This window comes from Dyadobacter sp., from assembly GCF_017744695.1.
Lineage (GTDB): Bacteria > Bacteroidota > Bacteroidia > Cytophagales > Spirosomataceae > Dyadobacter.
The window spans coordinates 22,984-41,700 of record NZ_JAGIAS010000011.1; the positions used below are offsets into that span (position 1 = coordinate 22,984).

Consider the following 18,717-nt stretch of genomic DNA (forward strand, 5'->3'; position numbering starts at 1 on the left):
GGAGGCTGCCACCAAAAAGGTGGCAGCCTTTTTCATTGAAAATCGTCGTCAGGAATTCATGATCGGGAAAGCAAATACATTGGTGCGTCCCCGATTACCGGGAGAATCGTCCGAAGCAAACGAATAAAAATGAGGCAAGCAATCAAGTAGAGATATTTTGATAATCATTATTATTTCAATAATCCCGAAAATAAATAAATTGGTGACATATTGATTGACCTTACATGTTTTATCCCATGACTAAACATCAGGCAAATCTGGAATTCTGGCTTAAAAAGCCCAGAAATAGTAACTACCCCGCCGCTCAGGACTATTTAGATCTACTGTTTTCCGACAGCATCCCTGAGAAGACTGTCAAAAAACTCAAAGACGGCAAGACGGTCGTAAAAAAGGCCAAAGACATTCTTCGGGCCAGTCAGCTGCCTTTGCTGCCGGCCGACAACATTCATGTCAAGGAGAATATTCAAAAGGTAAAAGACGGTGAAAAACTCTCGCCAGTGTTACTGGTAAGGTCCAAGAAACTAATCATCGCCGACGGCTACCATCGCGTGTGCGCCATTTATTACCTATCCGAGGATTTGGATATTCCTTGCCGGATCGCCGATTTGCAGGTGTGATCTGTCCATGTAGTATTGAAAGGTTATCGATCGCTTTATGAAACAAATTTTACTTCTCTTGCTAGGATTTGCCCTTTCAGCTACTGCGCAGGATACCATCCGTTTGTCACTTCCCCAGGCGCAGGAGCAGTTTTTACAAAAAAACCTTAGCCTGATTGCCCAGAAATTCAATATCAGTATCGCCGAAGCGGGTGTCAGGCAAGCCCGGCTCTGGTACAATCCCAACCTGTTTGTCGAGACCAACCTTTACAACGGCTACGATCACAAATTCCTGCCGTATAGCAAGCAGGGTGATCTGGTCAATCCGACGGGAGGAGTTTTTAACATCCAGCTTCAACAGGTGCTGAGCCTTACCGCCAGCCGGAGCAAGCTCGTAAAACTGGCCGAGAGCAATGTGGCCCTGCAACAGGCCGCATTCGAGGATGTAATGCGTAACGCGCGGTACACACTCTCCGCTACGTTCGGGAGCCTTACGAATAACCTTGCCAAACTGGCTATGCTCGACCAGGAGCGCGTGCGGCAGGAAACTTTGCTGACCGCATTCAGGGCTCAGCTACGGGTGGGCGCTATCGCTCCGTTCGAAGTCACACGCCTGGAACTCGAACAAAAGAACTTTGAAAGCGACCTCGCAGACCTGCGCGCGCAGATCGCCCGTGATCAGGCGGATATGCGCGTGCTGCTCGCATTGCCCGGCTCAACCTATATCCTGACGCAGCCTTACACCACAGCGGAGCAGGCCTTGCCCACTTTACAGCAACTCGTGGAGCAAGCCACCACCCACCGCCCCGACCTGAAAGTCGCCAATGAGGAGGTACAGTACAACCAGCGCAACCTTACTTACCAAAAATCACTGGCCACGCCCAATCTTACGGTTGGCGCCGACTACCAACGGGTGGGTTCGGCATTCCCGCATTATGTGGGCGTGCAGTTCATCATGGACCTGCCGGTAGCCAATAAAAACGAGGGCAATATCCGCAGCGCAGCCTATGCGATAGATCAGTCCAAAACCGCTTCCCAGCTGGCGCATTTGCAAGTGGAGCAGGATGTCGTGGCGGCGTTCCGTCAAATGCAGGAAGCCCTGACCTTGCAGGAAAAGTACTCGCCTGCCTACCTGGAAAGCATCGAAGAGATTTCCCGAAATGCTACCGAGAATTATGCCAAACGCGTCATCGATCTGGTGAACTATATCGACAAGATCCGTGCTTATCGCGACGCTCAGCTCAACCTGCTCGACCTCCGCAATAACCTCTTTCAGTCGAGGCAGTTGCTCAACTTCGTTACCAATACCCGGACATTTTAGGATTCAACTACTCACCTCATGAAAGCGAAGAGCTATTTTGCCATTGGCGGGCGTCACGGACTGCTACTATTACTCGGGTTAGCATCTGCTTGCAACAAACCCGACAAACCGCAGCAGGTAGATACCAAGGATACCGACGTCGCATTCCGCACCGACACGGTAGCACTTCGAAATTTCGAACAGGAATTGCAATTCACCGGTTCGGTATCTTTCGACGAAAAGAAAGTCGACAAGGTTTACCCGATTGTGAGCGGGAATGTGATCGATGTACGGGCTGATCTGGGGGCATATGTCAAAAAAGGACAGGTGATCGCCACGCTGCAAAGCGGTGATGTGAGCAACGTCCTCAAAGACCACAACAGCGCCAAAGCCAACTATGACATTGCCAAACGCAATGCAGACAATGTCGAACAGCTTTACAAAACCAAGTTTTCCTCTGAAACAGATCTGGTGAATGCGCGCAAGCAACTGGAAATAGCCGGTTCGGAGCTGGAACGGTCAGCGCAAATGTTGAAACTCTACGGTGGAAAGCCGTCGGCCAATCAACCGGTTTTCCTGGTAAAAGCGCCGGAAAGCGGCTTCGTCGTCCAGCGTAACATCAATTCCAATATGCAGATACGTCCCGACAACGCCGACCCGCTTTTTATCATATCCGACCTGACAGACGTTTGGGTGATGATCAATATTTACGAATCTGACGTCCAATCAGTGAAAGAGGGCCAGTTGGTCGACATTACGACCCTGGCATATCCCGGACGAACTTTCACAGGTAAGATCGCCAACATCGGGCAAATGGTGGACGATGATACCAAAGTCGTTCAGGCGCGCGTGGTACTCTCCAATTCAGACCGGGCATTGAAACCCAACATGTTCTGTACTGTCAAGCTGCGCGTTGAAAAGCCGGATAAGATGCTGGCCGTAAACCCGATCTCAGTTATTTTCAGCCAGGACCGCTACTTTGTAATCCGTGAAAATGGGCCGGACAAGTACGAATCGGTTCCTGTGGAAATCCTGAAAAACACTTCCAGGTTCATGTACGTGAAGGGAAACCTCCGGCACGGGGACAAGGTCGTGACCGAAGGGGCATTGATGCTTTTCAGCGAACTAACCGATAACTAGGGATGGACAAACTGATCAAAAGCATTATCGGGTTCTCGCTTAAACACAAGGCCATCATCTTTTTTCTGACACTACTCGTGGTGGTCGCCGGCGCGATAAGCTTCTATTTCACGCCGGTGGAAGCCTATCCCGACGTGACAAATACCGAAGTGGTGATCATCACCCAGTGGCCGGGCCGGAGCGCCGAGGAGGTGGAACGGTTTATTTCCGTACCGATCGAAACGGAAATGAATTCAATCAGCCACAAATCGGCCTTGCGATCGATCAATCTCTTTGGGCTTTCATTTATCAAAATTGTCTTTGAAGACGGCGTCGACGGGTTTTATGCGCGGATGGAAGCCTCACAGAAGCTGGCAAATGTGAACCTGCCCGAGGGGGTGGATGCGGAAATACAACCTCCTGCCGGTCCTACCGGCGAAATATACCGCTACACCCTGGAATCCAGGACCCGGACAAACACCGAGCTGAAAACCATTGAGGATTGGGTCATTGAGAAAAATATCAAAGCTGTTTCGGGCGTGGCCGACGTGGTGAGCTTTGGCGGGCATGTGAAGACCTTCGAAGTAAGCATTAACCCGAGCCTGCTCGCCAGGTACGGCCTTACCGCGCTCGACGTGTACGGTGCGCTTCAACGCGCGAATGTGAACGTAGGCGGTGATGTGCTCCGGCAGGGGCAGCAAGCGTTTGTTGTGCGCGGGATAGGTATTGTCACCAGCGTGGCCGACATCGAAAAAATCATCATCAAAAACCTGAACGGAGTACCTATCCGCATGACGAACGTCGGCGTGGTACACCAGTCGGCCTTGCCGCAGCTTGGGATCGTGGGCCGCGATGCGCACGACGACGTGGTGGAGGGCATTGTGCTCATGCGCAAGGGCGAAAACCCCGGCGATGTATTGCCCAGATTGAAGGCCAAGATCGATTACCTGAACACGGTCGCGCTGCCTTCCGATGTCAGGATCAAGGTTTTCTACGACCGTACCGAACTGAATGAGCATACCCTGCATACTGTTGCCGAGAATGTGGCGATGGGTATCACGCTGGTGACAGTGATCTTGCTCATTTTCCTGGCCGACTGGCGCACGACCATCACCGTCGCGCTCGTCATTCCGCTTGCATTGCTATTCGCATTTATTCTCATGCGCGCCAAAGGCATGAGCGCTAACCTGCTCTCCATCGGGGCGATCGACTTCGGGATCATCATCGACGGAGCAGTTGTGATGGTGGAGGGCCTTTTTGTAATGCTCGCGCATTGGGCCGAGCATGAGGGAATGGAGAAGTTCAACAAGCGGGCCAAGCTGGGAAGGATTTTGAAGTCGGCGCTGGAAATGGGTAAATCCATCCTCGTCTCGAAACTGATCATTATCACGGCTTTATTGCCTATTTTCTCATTTCAAAAAGTAGAAGGAAAACTTTTCAGCCCGCTGGCATTTACCATGGGATTTGCATTGCTCGGCGCATTGCTGCTCGCATTGACATTCGTGCCGGTCATGAGCAGCATTTTATTGAACAAAAACGTCCGGGAGCGCCATAACCCACTGATCGAGTGGCTTAACCGCCGGTACGCTCCCCTGCTCGACCACGTGATGCAGCACCCGAAGCGGGCCGTTCTTACCGCGCTGATTGCTTTGAGCGCTGCTATTTTCTCCTTTCGCTGGGTGGGTTCGGAGTTTTTGCCGCATTTGAACGAGGGTTCCATTTACGTCAGGGCCAGTATGCCGCTTTCGGTGAGCCTGGAAGACAGTTACCATTACACCCGTAAGTTCAGGCAGATCTTCGAACAATTTCCAGAGGTCAGAGGGGTGATCTCGCAAACGGGCCGTCCCAACGACGGTACCGATGCAACGGGCTTTTTCAACCAGGAATTTTTCGTGGACCTTTTCCCGAAAGAAGAATGGAAGCGTAAAATAACCAAGGAAGAGCTTATCAACGAAATGCAAGCTAAACTCGCAGTTTACAAAGGAATCGATTTCGGCTTTTCGCAGCCTATTTCCGACAATGTGGAAGAAGCCGTCTCCGGTGTTAAGGGCTCAATTGCCGTCAAGATCACGGGCGACGACCTGAATATACTCGACCAAAAAGCCGACCAGGTGTACGCCCAGCTCGGAACCGTTCGCGGTATTGAAGACCTGGGCATTTTCCGCAACCTGGGACAGCCCGAACTTCGCATCACCCTTAACCCGGACAAAATGGCCCAATACGGCGTGGATGCCGCCGACGCTAACGCGGTCATTGAAATGGCGATCGGCGGTAAGGCAGTAAGCCAGGTCTATGAGGGGGAGCGCAAATTCGACCTGCGTCTGCGTTACGCGGAACCCTATCGATCAAGCATTGACCAGATTGGCAACCTGCTGGTACCAACCCTGAATGGCGGAAAAATTCCGCTGAAAGAGTTGGCTGTGATCCGGAATCAGGCAGGGCCCGCTTTCATTTACCGCGAGGACAATGCCCGCTTTATCGCCGTCAAGTTCTCCGTTCGCGGCCGTGACCTGGGCAGCGCCGTGGACGAGGCTCGCGGAAAGGTATCCGACCACGTGAAACTTGATAAAGGCTACGAAATCAAATGGAACGGTGAGTTCGAAAATCAGGAGCGGGCCGAGAAACAGCTGATGGTAGTAGTACCGATCAGTATTTTGCTGATCTTTTTCATCTTGTTCGCCTCATTCGGCAATACACTGGACTCATTGCTGGTGCTGCTCAACGTGCCCTTCGCGCTGATCGGCGGCATTGCCGCGCTGCTCATTACCGGCGTCAATTTCAGCATTTCGGCGGGGGTTGGTTTTATTGCCCTGTTTGGCGTGGCTACGCAGGATGGCGTGATCCTGGTTAACAAATTCCGGCACAACCTGCACGCGGGCATGACGCTCGTAGAGGCAATCAAAGACGGTGCCCGTTCGCGCCTCCGCCCGGTGATCATGACGGCCCTGATGGCTTCGCTGGGATTGCTTCCGGCTGCATTGAGCACCGGCATTGGCTCGGAGACCCAAAAACCACTGGCCATTGTGGTGATCGGCGGGCTTATGACAGCTACCCTGCTCTCGCTGCTCATCCTGCCGACTATCTACGAATACATTTACAGTAGCCGCGAAAAACGAAAGAAATTACTGGAAGACAGCTAAATATGACCGTTATGGAGTATACTATCACATAACGTCATGCGGCCTCCACATGATTATGAACTCTGCCAGGACAAAAATATCTCTCAAATACCCCACGTTCATCGCGGAGCATCTGCGCATTATCGTGCAGTTTTTGATCGGTGCATTTTTCATCGCGATAGCAGGCTGGTTCCTCGCCCATCAGGGTCGCGAGCTCGCCGACGTGCAGTCCTTCATCGGTAGAGCCTCCCTGGGGTGGCTTGTTGCGGGCGTATTGCTGGTTGTGTGCTACGTGATGGCCCAGGCATGGATGTATAAATGTGCATTCCGTTCCGTCGGCGCGGGAGTATCTATGTCCGCATGCCTGATGCTGTTCCTGAAAAGAAACCTGGTCAGTGTATTCCTGCCGGCTGGCGGCGTTTCGGCGCTGGCGTTCTTTTCACAAGACATAAAGCGGCACGGCACCAGTCAGGAGCAAATCAATCTTGCCTCCACGATCTACGGCTTTGTGGGGATCCTCACCGTGCTGATCGTCGCTATACCTGCATTTAGCTGGGCTGCGATGGTCAGTCCGATAGCAAACAGCGCCTGGGGTAGTCTGCTGATCGTCACGCTGGCGACCGCAGCGCTATTCCTGCTTTACCGGGCCGTTCGCGCCAAAAGCCGGTTCTACATCTGGCTCTCGCAGAAATTACCTTCATTGGCGCAGTTTCTGCAACAACTGCTGTCCGGTCAGGTACGTGTGCGGCCTATGCTGGCCACAGTTGCGGTGAGCATGCTGATCGAATGCATCGGCATCGCGCACTTGTATGTTTCCATGTGTGCACTACACATCGAGCCTTCCATTTTTGCCGCCGTGATCGCTTATGTGGTCTCCGTTATTTTCATGCTGGCATCGCCCTTTCTCCGCGGAATGGGCGCGGTGGAGTTATCGACGGCCTATCTGCTTGGCCAATTGGGCCTGTCGGAGGACCAGGCCGTTGCCACTACCCTTCTGTACCGCATTTTCGAGTTCTGGCTTCCTTTGCTATCAGGCATTTTCGCATTTCTGCGCCCTGCCAACCGGTTCTTGATGAGAATCATCCCCGCTTTCCTGCTGCTGACACTAGGCCTTGTTAACATTCTTTCGGCGCTCACGCCGGCGATTGCCGAACGGCTCCATGCCCTGGAATCCGTCATCCCGATCGGCGTCGTCACCGCTTCCAATTACTTTGTTTTCGCAGCTGGTCTGTTGCTGCTGGTGGTGGCAGCATTTCTACTCAAAGGATTACAGAACGCCTGGTATTTCGCCGTCTTACTGGCCGTCTTATCCTGTATAGGCCACCTCACCAAAGCATTGGACTACGAGGAAGCCGCTCTTTCGGCGTGCGTGGTGGTGCTGTTGATCCTAACCCGAAAGCAGTACAATGTCAGGACCAATCAGCGACTGGGATTTGTCGGGGTCAGTGTGTCCTTGCTGGCCACCGCCCTGGCGCTGGTATATGGCATTGCCGGCTTTTATTTCTTAGACCAATCCCACTTCGGCATCGATTTCAGCATTCGGGAGTCGGTACGATACACATTCAGCAACTTTTTTCTGCTGGAAACTCCGCTCCTCCCCCACGACAAGTTCGCTGCGGGGTTCCTGCATTCGATCCGGCTGTTGGGGTTTTCGAGTATGGCTTTCCTGATTTATACCCTCGCCAGGCCCTACGCACACTTCCTCGATCCGGACGAAGCGGATCTGCCCGAAGCCCGGTCGATGGTAGAGAAATTCGGTACGGGTAGTCTGGATTATTTCAAAACCTACCCCGATAAACTGATCTTCTGGTCAACCCGTCGCACCGGCTTCATTGCTTACCGTCTTTCCGGAAAATTTGCATTTGTATTGGAAACACCCGTTGCCTCGTCGGAAAGCGAAAAGAAAGCGTGCATCCGGGAATTCGACCGATATTGTTACCGGTCCGGCCTGAAAAGCGTGTACTACCGGGTCCCGGAACCACAATTGGGTTTATTTCAACGAAAGAGAAGCGTTTTTCTCGGTCAGGAAGCCGTTGTAGACCTGCGCAATTTTACGCTCGAAGGCCCCTCCCGAAAATCGATCCGCAATGCTATCTCGAAAATGCGCGGATTGGGTTACCGCCCGGTAATCTATCAGCCGCCGGTAGCTGAATCCGTATTGGCACAGCTTGCAAATATTTCGGCAAGATGGCTCCAATCCACTGACCGTACCGAACTTGTTTTCTCGCAGGGGCTCTTCGATTTGGAGGAACTACGGAGCCAGGAGATCATCACCGCCGAAAGCCCCCAGGGAGAGCTTGCAGGATTTCTGAACATTATCCCGGATTTTGCGCCGGGGGAAGCCACCTACGACCTGATCCGTAAACTGCCCGACGCGGCCGGCGGCACAATCGACTTCCTGATGGTAGCTATGTTTGATCATCTCAAATCAGCGGGCTTCCAAACGGTCAACCTGGGCCTTGCGCCCATGTCCGGCTTACAGGACGCGACCCGTCTTCCCGACAAATCGGTCAAATTCGCCTACGAGCGATTGCGTTCCTTTGCCCACTACAAAGGCCTGCGCGAATTCAAAGACAAATTTTCCCCCTCCTGGCGCAATCAATACATGGTCTACGACGAAGACTACGATCTGATCGGTATCACCAGCGCCTTGTCAAGGGTATTCAGGCCGTAGCCATGCTACGAAATTGCTTATCGTTCGAATTGGAATTACAGGATAAGTTTGAAACCACCATTATATACGAATCCGTCGGTTGGTGCCCAGATATCAGCGAAATGCGGGTTTGGGATTGTACCGGTGTACATGGGTTCAAAATGACTTTGCCTTGCATCGAGGAAGTTTTCAAAATTGACAAACAGGCTAAAATGCTTCCAGCGTCGTTCGGCAGAGATACCCATCATCCAGTAGGATGGCTTTTTACTTCCGTCCCTGATTGTTTGATTTCCGACATAGAATAACTCGTAGCCCACCCGCAGCTTCTCATCGATTTCATACAGCACCGTGGTATACAGCCGGTTTCTGGACGTGAATGGATTTTGCCGGACGTCGGGGTTGCCGGCGACAGGACTATAATTTGTTTTGGCATCAATGAAAGTATAACCCAGATACAGCGACAGATCATCATAGGAGAGCTTCGCATTCGTTTCCATTCCTCTTGAAACCAGGCGCCCGGCGGCGTTGTAGAAATGGTACAGCCCGTCAGCGGAAGGGCTGTCTGCCAGCAAAAGGGCATGGTTCAACCGGGTATAGAAAAACAATTGATTGACCGAGAGGTTAATCTGCTCGGAGAGCTGCGTCCGGTAATTGATATCAATACTCCCACCCAGCGAAGCTTCGTTTCGGATGGCGGTAGTATTAATTGGCTGAATAGCGCGGAAGGCTTGTTCCTCGGCTTCCTCGGTGAAAATTGTTGGGGCTTTATATCCCATTCCCGATGTGGCCCGCATCGTAACTGCGGGTGAAATTTTGTAAAGTGCTGAAATACGTGGTAAGGCAAACACCCTGCCGCGACTCAGGTAATCAATTCTCAAACCGCTTTCCAGCACAAACCTGGCGGACGGCTTCCAGTTGCTTTGTGCAAAGACACCGGCGGTGTTTAGCGAATAGTCCAGCGGAAGCTTTCCCGGGTTCCGTTGATGAAACTGGTCGGTCCATAAGTTAGCACCCAGCACCCACTCAAACACCGGGTCGGGGCGACTGTATGACAGTTCGGAGAAGGTCGCAACCTGGTGCCCTCCAAAGTAATAGTCGGGGCGTGTCAGATCCCTTGCAAAATAACCAATGCCGTTTTTAAGGGACAGTATATCTTTGTTGGCCAATGTTTTATCAAAGCGCAACTGGGTCGAAAGCCGGTTGGTTTTGTTTCCCTCATAGTATTGATGCGTACTATCTGCCTGGTCCTTTATTACCTGCATATCCCCACCCAGCCGGTCTTCAAAGCTGCCATTAATGCCGAAACTGATTTTTGTGGAAGCATTTAAATACCAAAACCATTTTGGGTTGACTGTGTAACGCGTATAATGCGGCAGGTCGGAGAAGCCATCTTTATTGACATCATATGCCGCCTGGCTATTTCGGGATGCGTACAATGTGAGCCCTGTTTTGCCGTATTTTTCACTGTAAAAGCTGCTGACATCCAACGCCCCGGTTTGATTAATATTAGCCAAAAATGAAAGCTCCCGCTCTGTGGAAGGTTCCTTCGTGACCAGATTGATCAATCCGGCAATTGCGCCGCCGCCATACAGGGTTGACGATGATCCTTTGACAAGCTCAATGCGTTTCAAATTCAGCGGGGGAATTTGCAGAATACTTAAACCGCTCGCAAACCCGGAATATAGGGGGAAACCATCTTGAAGCAGCTGGGTGTAACGGCCATCGAGCCCTTGAATGCGGATAGTGGCATTGGCAGAAGTAGGCGAAGTTTGTTGGGTTTGAATCCCCGTGCTCTCCGAGAGGGCCATGCGGATATTGCTGGGTTGCATGCTGGCCTTTTCATCCAATTCCCCGGCTGAAATCACCTCGATCCGGGTTGGAATGTCGCTGATAGTACGACTGCTACGGGTTGCAGACACTGTCACTTCACCCAACTCTTCACCGGCTGTGGATAGTGCAATCCGAATCGTGTCGTTCGTTGACATGGGAAAAGTCAACTCATTCAGGGCCGTTTTATAACCCATCAGCCTGGTAGTGACCTGAAACGAGCCATCGGGTATGTCGGTCATGACAGCCAGTCCGCTTTCATCGGCAGTTGCACCGCGGTTTAACTTGATAATCTGGACAGTAGCGCCGGGTAAAGGAGCCAAGGACTGCGCATCCACGACGCGGGCGCGCAACATGGATTGTCCCAGTGCCGACGTCGTTATCAGCACAGCAAAAACAGAAAGGAATTTCATGAAATAGCATTTAGATTGGACAACAAAGCCAAACCTTCCGATTACAGAAGGCCCATGTGGGTTCATTGCCGGTCTAAATCCGCCATTGGCAACATCGCAGGAAAATCCGAGGCTGCCAGTGCCATCGCTGATGGCCGTATGCAATTGTGAATAATCGTTCAGAGAACTTTCGAACCCCTTGCTTCGGTTTGCACGGGACTACCACGCCCGACGCCCGGGAGGGTGAAACGACGGTGGTTTGAAACTGATCCCGTATGTACTCAACAGGTAAATACGTGTCCCATTCGTCACCCCAGCTATTGGATATGCCTTCTGTGTTCACTTCAAAAACCGAAATGAACATACCTATCATCAGAACAGGCAAGAGCCAGAGTCGCCAGCGTAACTTCATGCAATGAAATTACTAGTTTTTCCTACTTAAAATTAAACCGTCCATTAGTTTTGCCTGCTATTTGCATTTTACACATCAAGAGCCGTCATCAACACATTTCCACTACTGAACATCAAGATGCCTTCCCAATTTTGTCTTAAACCAAATCCGAAAGGCATGAAAAAGTGGAAAAAAGCGTCGATACTCTTCCTTTTAGTAACCTCAATCGCCCATGTCAGCGCGCAAACGCTCGTCCTTGACCCAACGAGCAGCCATTTCCTCATAAACCAACAAACCAGTGAACCTCACCTGGACCTGATCGTACACTCCTTCACAGCGCATGAAAAGCGCAACATTGCCCGCAACGCGGTGATGGACACCGTTACAAAGGCAAAAGTGCGTGAAGTGGCATCCCGCATTTACCATGTTACAGCAGGAAGAATGGCGGAACGGTTGACGCTGGTAATTCGAAATCCGGCAGGATTATCAAAGGGTTATATGCTGAAAGTGGATAATGAACCTGTGAACACGCGGGACGACATTCCCGATGTCGCCTATTATCAGCTGAATGGCGAAAAGTGCAACGCTGCGGCCTTACTCCCATTCCGGAGCGACTCTACGACGGTTTCCTTACTGGATCGTAACGAACGGCTGATCAGCCAGCTAAAAATTTCGTGGATTTTCCCCAAGCCTGAACTGTTTTATGTCGATATCAGGCATCACAATGCGGCCGGCATCGAGGACACCACCGAACTCCGGCAGTTTATGCATTTCTTCAACAAGGCACCCAATACCTACTCTCATCCCAATGCCGTGCCGGATTCCCTGTCCATTGCAGAGGCCGAACTCTTCTTCGGATTCAAAAAGGCATACTACGATGGAAAAGTACGACCATCGCGCATTAGTTACAGGATTGGTAAAAAGGGGCAATGGATAGGAACCACCAGCGAGATGACCCCCCATTTTTTGCTGGAACACATCAATGGGAACTGGTCGTGGCTCGTGGATGGGCGATATGAAGTCCAGTACAGCTATACCGCAAGTGAGCAAACCTACGGCAGTTATGCATTCACCATCGACCACACGTGGATCGGCAGTTTTACTTACAATACCAAAGTAATACTATGGCTGATCGGTATGGTGCTGATGACCAAACTCTGGCTTACGACCATTTTGGTGGGCCTGCTCATGTATTTTTATTTCCGGAAGCGGCTGCGCAAAGCACGGGATCAGGCACACAAAACCAACCTTGAATTGCAATCTATTCAATCGCAGCTGAATCCGCATTTCGTATTCAATGCGCTCGGATCGCTGCAAGGGTTGATCAATAAGAACGAGATCGACCGGGCCAACACTTACCTGACCGGTTTCAGTCGCCTGCTGCGGAACACACTTCAAAATTCGGGACGCGAGATGGTACCGTTGAGCCTGGAAATAACGAACATTGAGAATTACATCCAGCTGGAACAGCTCCGTTTCGGCTTCCGTTACGAGATTACGGCGGACCAAGTTGTGCGGAATACCCAGTTGGAAGTGCCTTCGATGCTCGTGCAGCCGATGGTGGAGAATGCCGTAAAGCATGGCATTTCAGGGCTCGGTCCGGCGGGCGTGCTGGAACTGACATTTAAAGTTGAAGATGAAGATCTGCTGATCACCATCCGGGATAATGGGCACGGTTTCGACACCAGCCGGCAAGCCAAAGGCAAGGGCCTTTCGCTCACTCACCAGCGGATTAAACTTTTGAACAAACAAAAATACCTGATTACCATACAAATGACTTCCGGCAAAGAAGGAACAATAGTCATATTGACATTCAAAAATTGGCTCTGATGCGCGCAGTTATCATCGACGACGAACCGAACAATATCGAGAACCTGCGGGAACTGCTGACACGCTATTCTGCGCACGTAACCGTGGCTGGCCAGGCCGGCAGTGCCGAAGCAGGCATTGAACTGATTCTCAATGCCAGACCCGAGCTCGTTTTCCTCGACATCCAAATGCCCGGCAGGAATGGTTTTGACCTGCTCAAATCGTTGTCCAGGTATGATTTCGAGGTCATTTTCGTTACCGGTTTCGAACAATATGGCATCCAGGCGATCCGCTTCTCGGCCATCGATTACCTTTTGAAACCCATCGACCCGCACGAATTGCAATATGCCGTTCAGCGCGCCGGAGAAAAGATTGAGCAGAAGAAACAGAATGCGCAGCTGCAAAACCTGATGCATTTGCTGATGGCCTCTGGGCAGAAATCCGAACACCGGATCGCGCTTTCTTCTGCCAGGGAAACACGATTTGTCAAAACCGCCGACATCATCCGATGTGTGGCCGAGAACAACTACACGGCATTTTTTCTGCGCGGGGGTGAAAAGCTGCTGGTATCCAAGCCGATGTTTGAATATGATGAGACCCTTACCGGTTATGGTTTCGTTCGGTGCCATCATTCACATCTGGTGAACAAGATTTACATTAAAAGTCTGCTGAAAGAAGACAGCGGCTACCTCTTGCTGGAAGACGGTGCGAAAATTCCCGTGTCGCGCTTAAAGAAGGACGCAGTGCGCCAGGCGCTGATGGAGGCAAGTTAGCTTACTCTTCTCCATCATCCAATTGAAACAATACTTCAACGGTAGTGTTAAAAGCCTTCGCCATTCGCAGCGCGAGCACTGTGGAAGGAATGAATTTCCCGGTTTCGATAGAATTCAAACCTTGCCTCGATATCCCGATATGCTTTGCCAGTTCGGCCTGAGTCCAGTTTTTTTTAGCCCGTTCAACCTTTATTGTATTCTTCATACACCGTATTTTTTCTTCGAAACGAACCAGCCGATAAAATAAAAAGCCCAACAATATCCCACAAGATGCCCGTAACCAAACCAGCCGCGATTGGAAACACCGCAAAGTTCGAGTAAAAACAAAAGCATTATCAACATGGCCGTCAACGAAAACCCGATCACCACGGCCTCCAACTGCACCCGCTGCTTCACTTCGTCCATGACCGAAAAGGCCTTGATCAGTTTCAAAATAAAAACGGAGAATGTGACAATGGGCACTATGGCGATGATTATCGAGAGTGGCTTGCCTACCATCTGATGCTTTAACAACCAGGTAGCAGGAACATAGGTGGCCCCGTAAATAAGCGCAAAGATTACGGAGTTTTGGCTGGCATTTTTTTCCGATCGTTCCATAAGTTTAGATGTTGTATGTTTAGCACATGTAAAGATAGGCAAACATTTCATTTTGTCAAGTATACATGACAAAATAACGCCAATAGTAGACACCATGTTCGATGAAAAGGCTTATGAAGCGATACAAGTTTGAAGTATTTACGGATGTAATTAAGCGAAATATCCGCGAAGGAATTGTAAACTGGTACGTGGGTCGGAAAAGAAGCAGTGCTACGATAATCATCGCAGCACTGCATCTCGCATTATCCTGAAAAGATGAATCGATTCAACAATCAAGAAAGGCCTCATCTGCTCTGAACTCCAAATGAAGCTGGACCTGCCGGTCACTAACTCTGCTGGCCAACCTGCCCCTTGTTAGCAAAAAAATGCATCAGGGACGCTCTTTCCTGGTTATTGGTAGCCAGCATTCCAAGACCCACATACACGGCGCCTAGTATAAACAGCCCTATGCCCAGATCCAGATAATTATTATTCATGGACGGGGAAACTAAATAGGCAACCACAGCGCTGGCTGTGGCGAGCAGAATAGGCTTGCCGACACTCCCGAAGTATTCCAGGAATTTGGCTTTGCAGAGCGGGTATACAAACAAACCCCATGCGGGAAGCATGACGGCGATTTTGAACAGGGTCAGCCCCCAGGCGATCCCTTCTAATCCCCAAAAACTGCCTATCCAAATGCAAAGAGGCATAAATAGCAGCATACCTAAATTCCAGTAGAAACCCCAGTCGGCGCGCCCCCTGGCCATTAATAAAGCCCCAACCGGATTACCGATGCTGTTGCAAAGAGCGGTTATGGCAAGAATTCTCAAAAAAGGGATCGATTCGGTCCAGGCCTCCCCAAAAAACAGAATAATCAAGGGTTTTGCCAGGATAATCATCGCCGCATACACCGGTGCGTTGGCGTAGGTAAGCAGGCGTAAAATCTGAATATAGGCCCGCCTTAGTTTGTCGATATCGTCCTGCATTTTTGCCAGAACAGGAAATGCGACTTTGGTCACAATCGGGTTAATGATCTGATAGGGTTTGAATGCGAGGGTCTTGGCGATATTATAAATACCGAGCGCCTCCATACCAAGCAATTTTCCAATCAGGAGCGTGTCAAACTGGGAGTTAAAATAATTCACCGTTTTCTCACCCATCTGGAAGAGCCCAAACGAAAAGAAACCTTCATTTTTCAAACTGTACCAATCGAACTCCAACTTCGGCCTGAAAATTTTCAGGCCGTAAACGACCAGCAGCGCGGTAGAAACCAGGGCCTGGAATAAATTGGCATAAACGAGCGCATAAATGCCGTAGTGCCAAAATGCCAGCAGAACAGACGCTAAAAGGCCACCTGTCTTTCCAATCACATCCCTGATCGACAGAGACTTAAAATTAAGCTCCTTAACCAGCAGTGTTTCAAATTGCTGACCAAAAGGGACAATCAAATAAGTAGCCGATGTCCACCTGATAATACTTACCAGCTCAGGGCTGTGATAGAAATCGGCAATAAAAGGGGTACAAATGTATAGTGTAACGTAAATGGTAATACCGGCAAAGATATTCAGCCAGAAGAGCGTGTTTATTTGTTTGCTGGTAACCTTTTGATTGTGAATAATCGCATTGGAAATTCCCATATCCATAAACATCTGGGAAAGCCCGATCACAAAAAGAGCGATTGCCATTAAACCAAAATCCGCCTTATCAATAAATCTTGACAGGATGACAATTTGTAACAGCTGCATCACAGAAGTTGCCATGGCTGAAAAAGATGTCCATTTTGCAGCTCCAAATGCTTTTTGTTTCAGTGACATGGAAGACCGTTAAATTCGTAAATATTCCTGACCAGATTCTCATAGTCTTGCTCGACTTTCTCCTCGGAGAATGCTGCTGTCAGAACCGCGCGATTCCTGGTGATCTGATCCTCCGTTAATGCGCTCAGTCCGTAACGCTGAAAATCATGCTGTAAATCAAACACATGGACGCCTATCCTTCGCAAAAATTGAAAGGCAGGATTGACCCCGGCCATGTAAACGCGCGCTCCCAACCATAGCATGGCAATGATATTACCCATCGCCTGTTGTCTGTGGTGGTAAAAGATGCCGACACCACAGGTCAGTAATATCTCTACATACTCCTGCTGGGGCATGAAACCTAACAGTGGGATCGAGCGTGAGCCCCAAAGTTGTTCAGCACTTTGGGTAACCGCCTCTTTGTACCCATCGTTTTCCCCGTAAGAAAGCGGAATGTATATTTTTGTTTCATTATCCAGCGGCACGTCTTTAAGAAACTGAATGACGTCCAAATGATTTGACTCGGGGGAATTGGAGTTGCCTATCAGTATATTTTTGCCGGAAGTTTTCTTATCGATAAATGCCTCCCCGACATATTGATCCAGATTGAAAAAGGCTGCATCGAGGAATTTACATTTCGTTTCGGGGTATTTCGCTTTATATAGCTCGTAATCTTCCCGGATATAAGTTACAAAGTAATCTACCTTCTGGTGGGCCGATTCGTGCAGGTTCCAGACATTCTTTTTCCCACGTGCGGTGTAAAAAAGGAACCGGAGCAACTTGTATTTGTTTAAGGTCCAGGAAAGGCTTAGCCATCGTTTCTCCCCTGTCAGATAGGATAACGTTTTCGGAGCATACAATCCGGGTTGAATTTCCGGCAGCGTATAAATGTCGTACCCCCAGACAATCCAATATAACTTCACATTTTCAATCAGGTCTGAAATAGCGGAAGCAAAAAGGGAACTGATGGAATGCGCGATGATACCGCTGATCGCCGGTGTGGCAGTTACATGATCGTTTAAACTTTCGTGTTCATAAAAAAATTCACAAGTAAGTTCGGGATGACTGATATATCGATAAACACCCTTGTCCTTGGCTGCTTTGAATACAAGGTATTTATTGTTTCCCGGATTTACTTTTTCGAAATTTTTAATGGTATTATCACAAAACTTTTCGTCGTGCATCAAGTGCAGTATCATGCAGAAAAACGATTATGGTAGAAACCAAGGATTAAGTCGGTAATTTTGAGGATATCATCTTTTTCTAATTCATAGAACAACGGCAGGCGGAGCAGGCAATCGGCATAACGGTCGGTTTCCGGGAAGACCCTGCCGTCATGTTTTTCTGCATAAAATTGTGATTTGTGTAAAGCCAAATAATGAAAAACAGATAAAATTCCATTGTCTTTCAGCAATTGGATTAAGCTCGTCCGTTCATCGAGTGAATTGCAGACCAGGTAAAACATATGCGCATTGTTGGTTGCGTACCCGGGCACATAGGGTAGCTGAACACCATAATTGGCCAACGGTGCGAGCCTTTCATTATAAAGATGCCAAATTGACTTTCGCTTGGCCTGAATGTCGTCCAGATGTTCGAGTTGTGCAAAAAGAAACGCCGCGATGATATCAGAAGGCAAAAATGACGACCCGATGTCCACCCACGAATATTTATCAACCTCGCCACGGAAAAACTGTGATCGGTTCGTCCCTTTTTCTCTGATTATTTCTGCGCGTTCTATCAGGCCTGGCTCATTGACGGCGAGCATTCCGCCTTCGCCGGAAATGATATTCTTGGTTTCGTGAAACGAAAACGCACCCAGGTGACCTATGCCGCCCAGCGGCTGGTCATTGAAGTAGGAATCGATGGCCTGAGCGGCATCTTCAATCACGAACAAGCCGTATTTCGCAGCCAGTTCCATTATGGGTGCCATATCGCACGCAATTCCCGCATAGTGAACCGGAAGGATCACCTTCGTTCTTTCGGTAATCAACGGCTCAATTTGAGACACATCCATGTTGGGATGGTCGGGGAGACAGTCTACAAAAACAATTTTGGCACCCCTTAATACGAAAGCATTGACGGTAGATACAAATGTGTAGGAAGGTGCGATCACCTCATCGCCTGGTTCGATATTCACGAGGATAGCGGCCATTTCCAGGGCGTCGGTACAAGAGGTCGTCAGGAGAGATTTCTGAAAGCTGTAACGCTCCCCAAATAAGGAATGGCACTTTTTTGTAAAAATCCCGTCTCCGGAGATTTTGCCCGACAGAACGGCCTGATAGAGGTAATGAGCCTCTTTTCCCGTCAGATACGGTTTGTTAAAGGGAATCATAATATAAAATGTACTTAAACCGCGCGAGGCGTTTGTA

Annotated in this window: 13 protein-coding genes; 7 read left to right on the top strand and 6 right to left on the bottom strand. The window is 49.8% G+C overall.

Annotated elements, in window-relative coordinates:
* The first annotated feature begins 236 nt into the window (after positions 1 to 236).
* Genes J7619_RS29445 through J7619_RS29465 form a run of 5 tightly spaced genes read left to right on the top strand, consistent with a single transcriptional unit; the run spans position 237 to position 8,808 of the window.
* Positions 237 to 617, top strand: coding sequence for a hypothetical protein (locus J7619_RS29445; protein WP_291207773.1), 381 nt, complete (start codon positions 237 to 239; stop codon positions 615 to 617).
* A gap of 37 nt (positions 618 to 654) precedes the next feature.
* Positions 655 to 1,917, top strand: coding sequence for a TolC family protein (locus J7619_RS29450; RefSeq protein WP_291207775.1), 1,263 nt, complete (start codon positions 655 to 657; stop codon positions 1,915 to 1,917).
* Positions 1,918 to 1,935: 18 nt separating this feature from the next.
* Positions 1,936 to 3,036 (top strand): efflux RND transporter periplasmic adaptor subunit, encoded by a 1,101-nt coding sequence (locus J7619_RS29455; RefSeq protein ID WP_291207777.1) that lies wholly within the window; start codon positions 1,936 to 1,938, stop codon positions 3,034 to 3,036.
* Between the two features lie 2 nt (positions 3,037 to 3,038).
* Positions 3,039 to 6,155 (top strand): efflux RND transporter permease subunit, encoded by a 3,117-nt coding sequence (locus tag J7619_RS29460; protein WP_291207779.1) that lies wholly within the window; start codon positions 3,039 to 3,041, stop codon positions 6,153 to 6,155.
* Between the two features lie 49 nt (positions 6,156 to 6,204).
* A complete protein-coding gene (locus J7619_RS29465) occupies positions 6,205 to 8,808 on the top strand; it encodes a phosphatidylglycerol lysyltransferase domain-containing protein (protein ID WP_291207781.1) in 2,604 nt (867 codons plus the stop codon).
* Between the two features lie 35 nt (positions 8,809 to 8,843).
* Here J7619_RS29465 and J7619_RS29470 read toward each other — a convergent pair whose 3' ends face one another.
* Positions 8,844 to 11,027 (bottom strand): TonB-dependent receptor, encoded by a 2,184-nt coding sequence (locus tag J7619_RS29470; protein ID WP_291207783.1) that lies wholly within the window; start codon positions 11,025 to 11,027, stop codon positions 8,844 to 8,846.
* Between the two features lie 547 nt (positions 11,028 to 11,574).
* Between J7619_RS29470 and J7619_RS29475 the strand changes: the two genes are divergently transcribed.
* Both J7619_RS29475 and J7619_RS29480 read left to right on the top strand, forming a co-directional pair.
* Positions 11,575 to 13,227 (top strand): sensor histidine kinase, encoded by a 1,653-nt coding sequence (locus J7619_RS29475; RefSeq protein WP_291207785.1) that lies wholly within the window; start codon positions 11,575 to 11,577, stop codon positions 13,225 to 13,227.
* Positions 13,227 to 13,979 (top strand): LytTR family DNA-binding domain-containing protein, encoded by a 753-nt coding sequence (locus tag J7619_RS29480; RefSeq protein ID WP_291207787.1) that lies wholly within the window; start codon positions 13,227 to 13,229, stop codon positions 13,977 to 13,979. Before J7619_RS29475 ends, J7619_RS29480 begins: the two co-directional genes overlap by 1 nt.
* A gap of 1 nt (position 13,980) precedes the next feature.
* Here the strand turns inward: J7619_RS29480 and J7619_RS29485 are convergent, their stop codons facing one another.
* From J7619_RS29485 to rffA, 5 genes are all read right to left on the bottom strand, one after another.
* On the bottom strand, positions 13,981 to 14,184 hold the full coding sequence (locus J7619_RS29485; RefSeq protein ID WP_291207789.1) for a helix-turn-helix transcriptional regulator: 204 nt from the start codon (positions 14,182 to 14,184) through the stop codon (positions 13,981 to 13,983).
* Entirely contained in the window at positions 14,181 to 14,576 is a 396-nt protein-coding gene (locus J7619_RS29490; RefSeq protein WP_291207790.1) for a hypothetical protein, read from the bottom strand. The genes J7619_RS29485 and J7619_RS29490 overlap by 4 nt, the downstream gene beginning before the upstream one ends.
* Before the next feature lie 326 nt (positions 14,577 to 14,902).
* Positions 14,903 to 16,369, bottom strand: coding sequence for an MOP flippase family protein (locus tag J7619_RS29495; protein ID WP_291207792.1), 1,467 nt, complete (start codon positions 16,367 to 16,369; stop codon positions 14,903 to 14,905).
* Positions 16,360 to 17,547 (bottom strand): TDP-N-acetylfucosamine:lipid II N-acetylfucosaminyltransferase, encoded by a 1,188-nt coding sequence (locus J7619_RS29500; protein ID WP_291207794.1) that lies wholly within the window; start codon positions 17,545 to 17,547, stop codon positions 16,360 to 16,362. The genes J7619_RS29495 and J7619_RS29500 overlap by 10 nt, the downstream gene beginning before the upstream one ends.
* Positions 17,544 to 18,680 (bottom strand): dTDP-4-amino-4,6-dideoxygalactose transaminase, encoded by a 1,137-nt coding sequence (rffA, locus tag J7619_RS29505; protein WP_291207795.1) that lies wholly within the window; start codon positions 18,678 to 18,680, stop codon positions 17,544 to 17,546. The genes J7619_RS29500 and rffA overlap by 4 nt, the downstream gene beginning before the upstream one ends.
* Positions 18,681 to 18,717 lie beyond the last annotated feature (37 nt).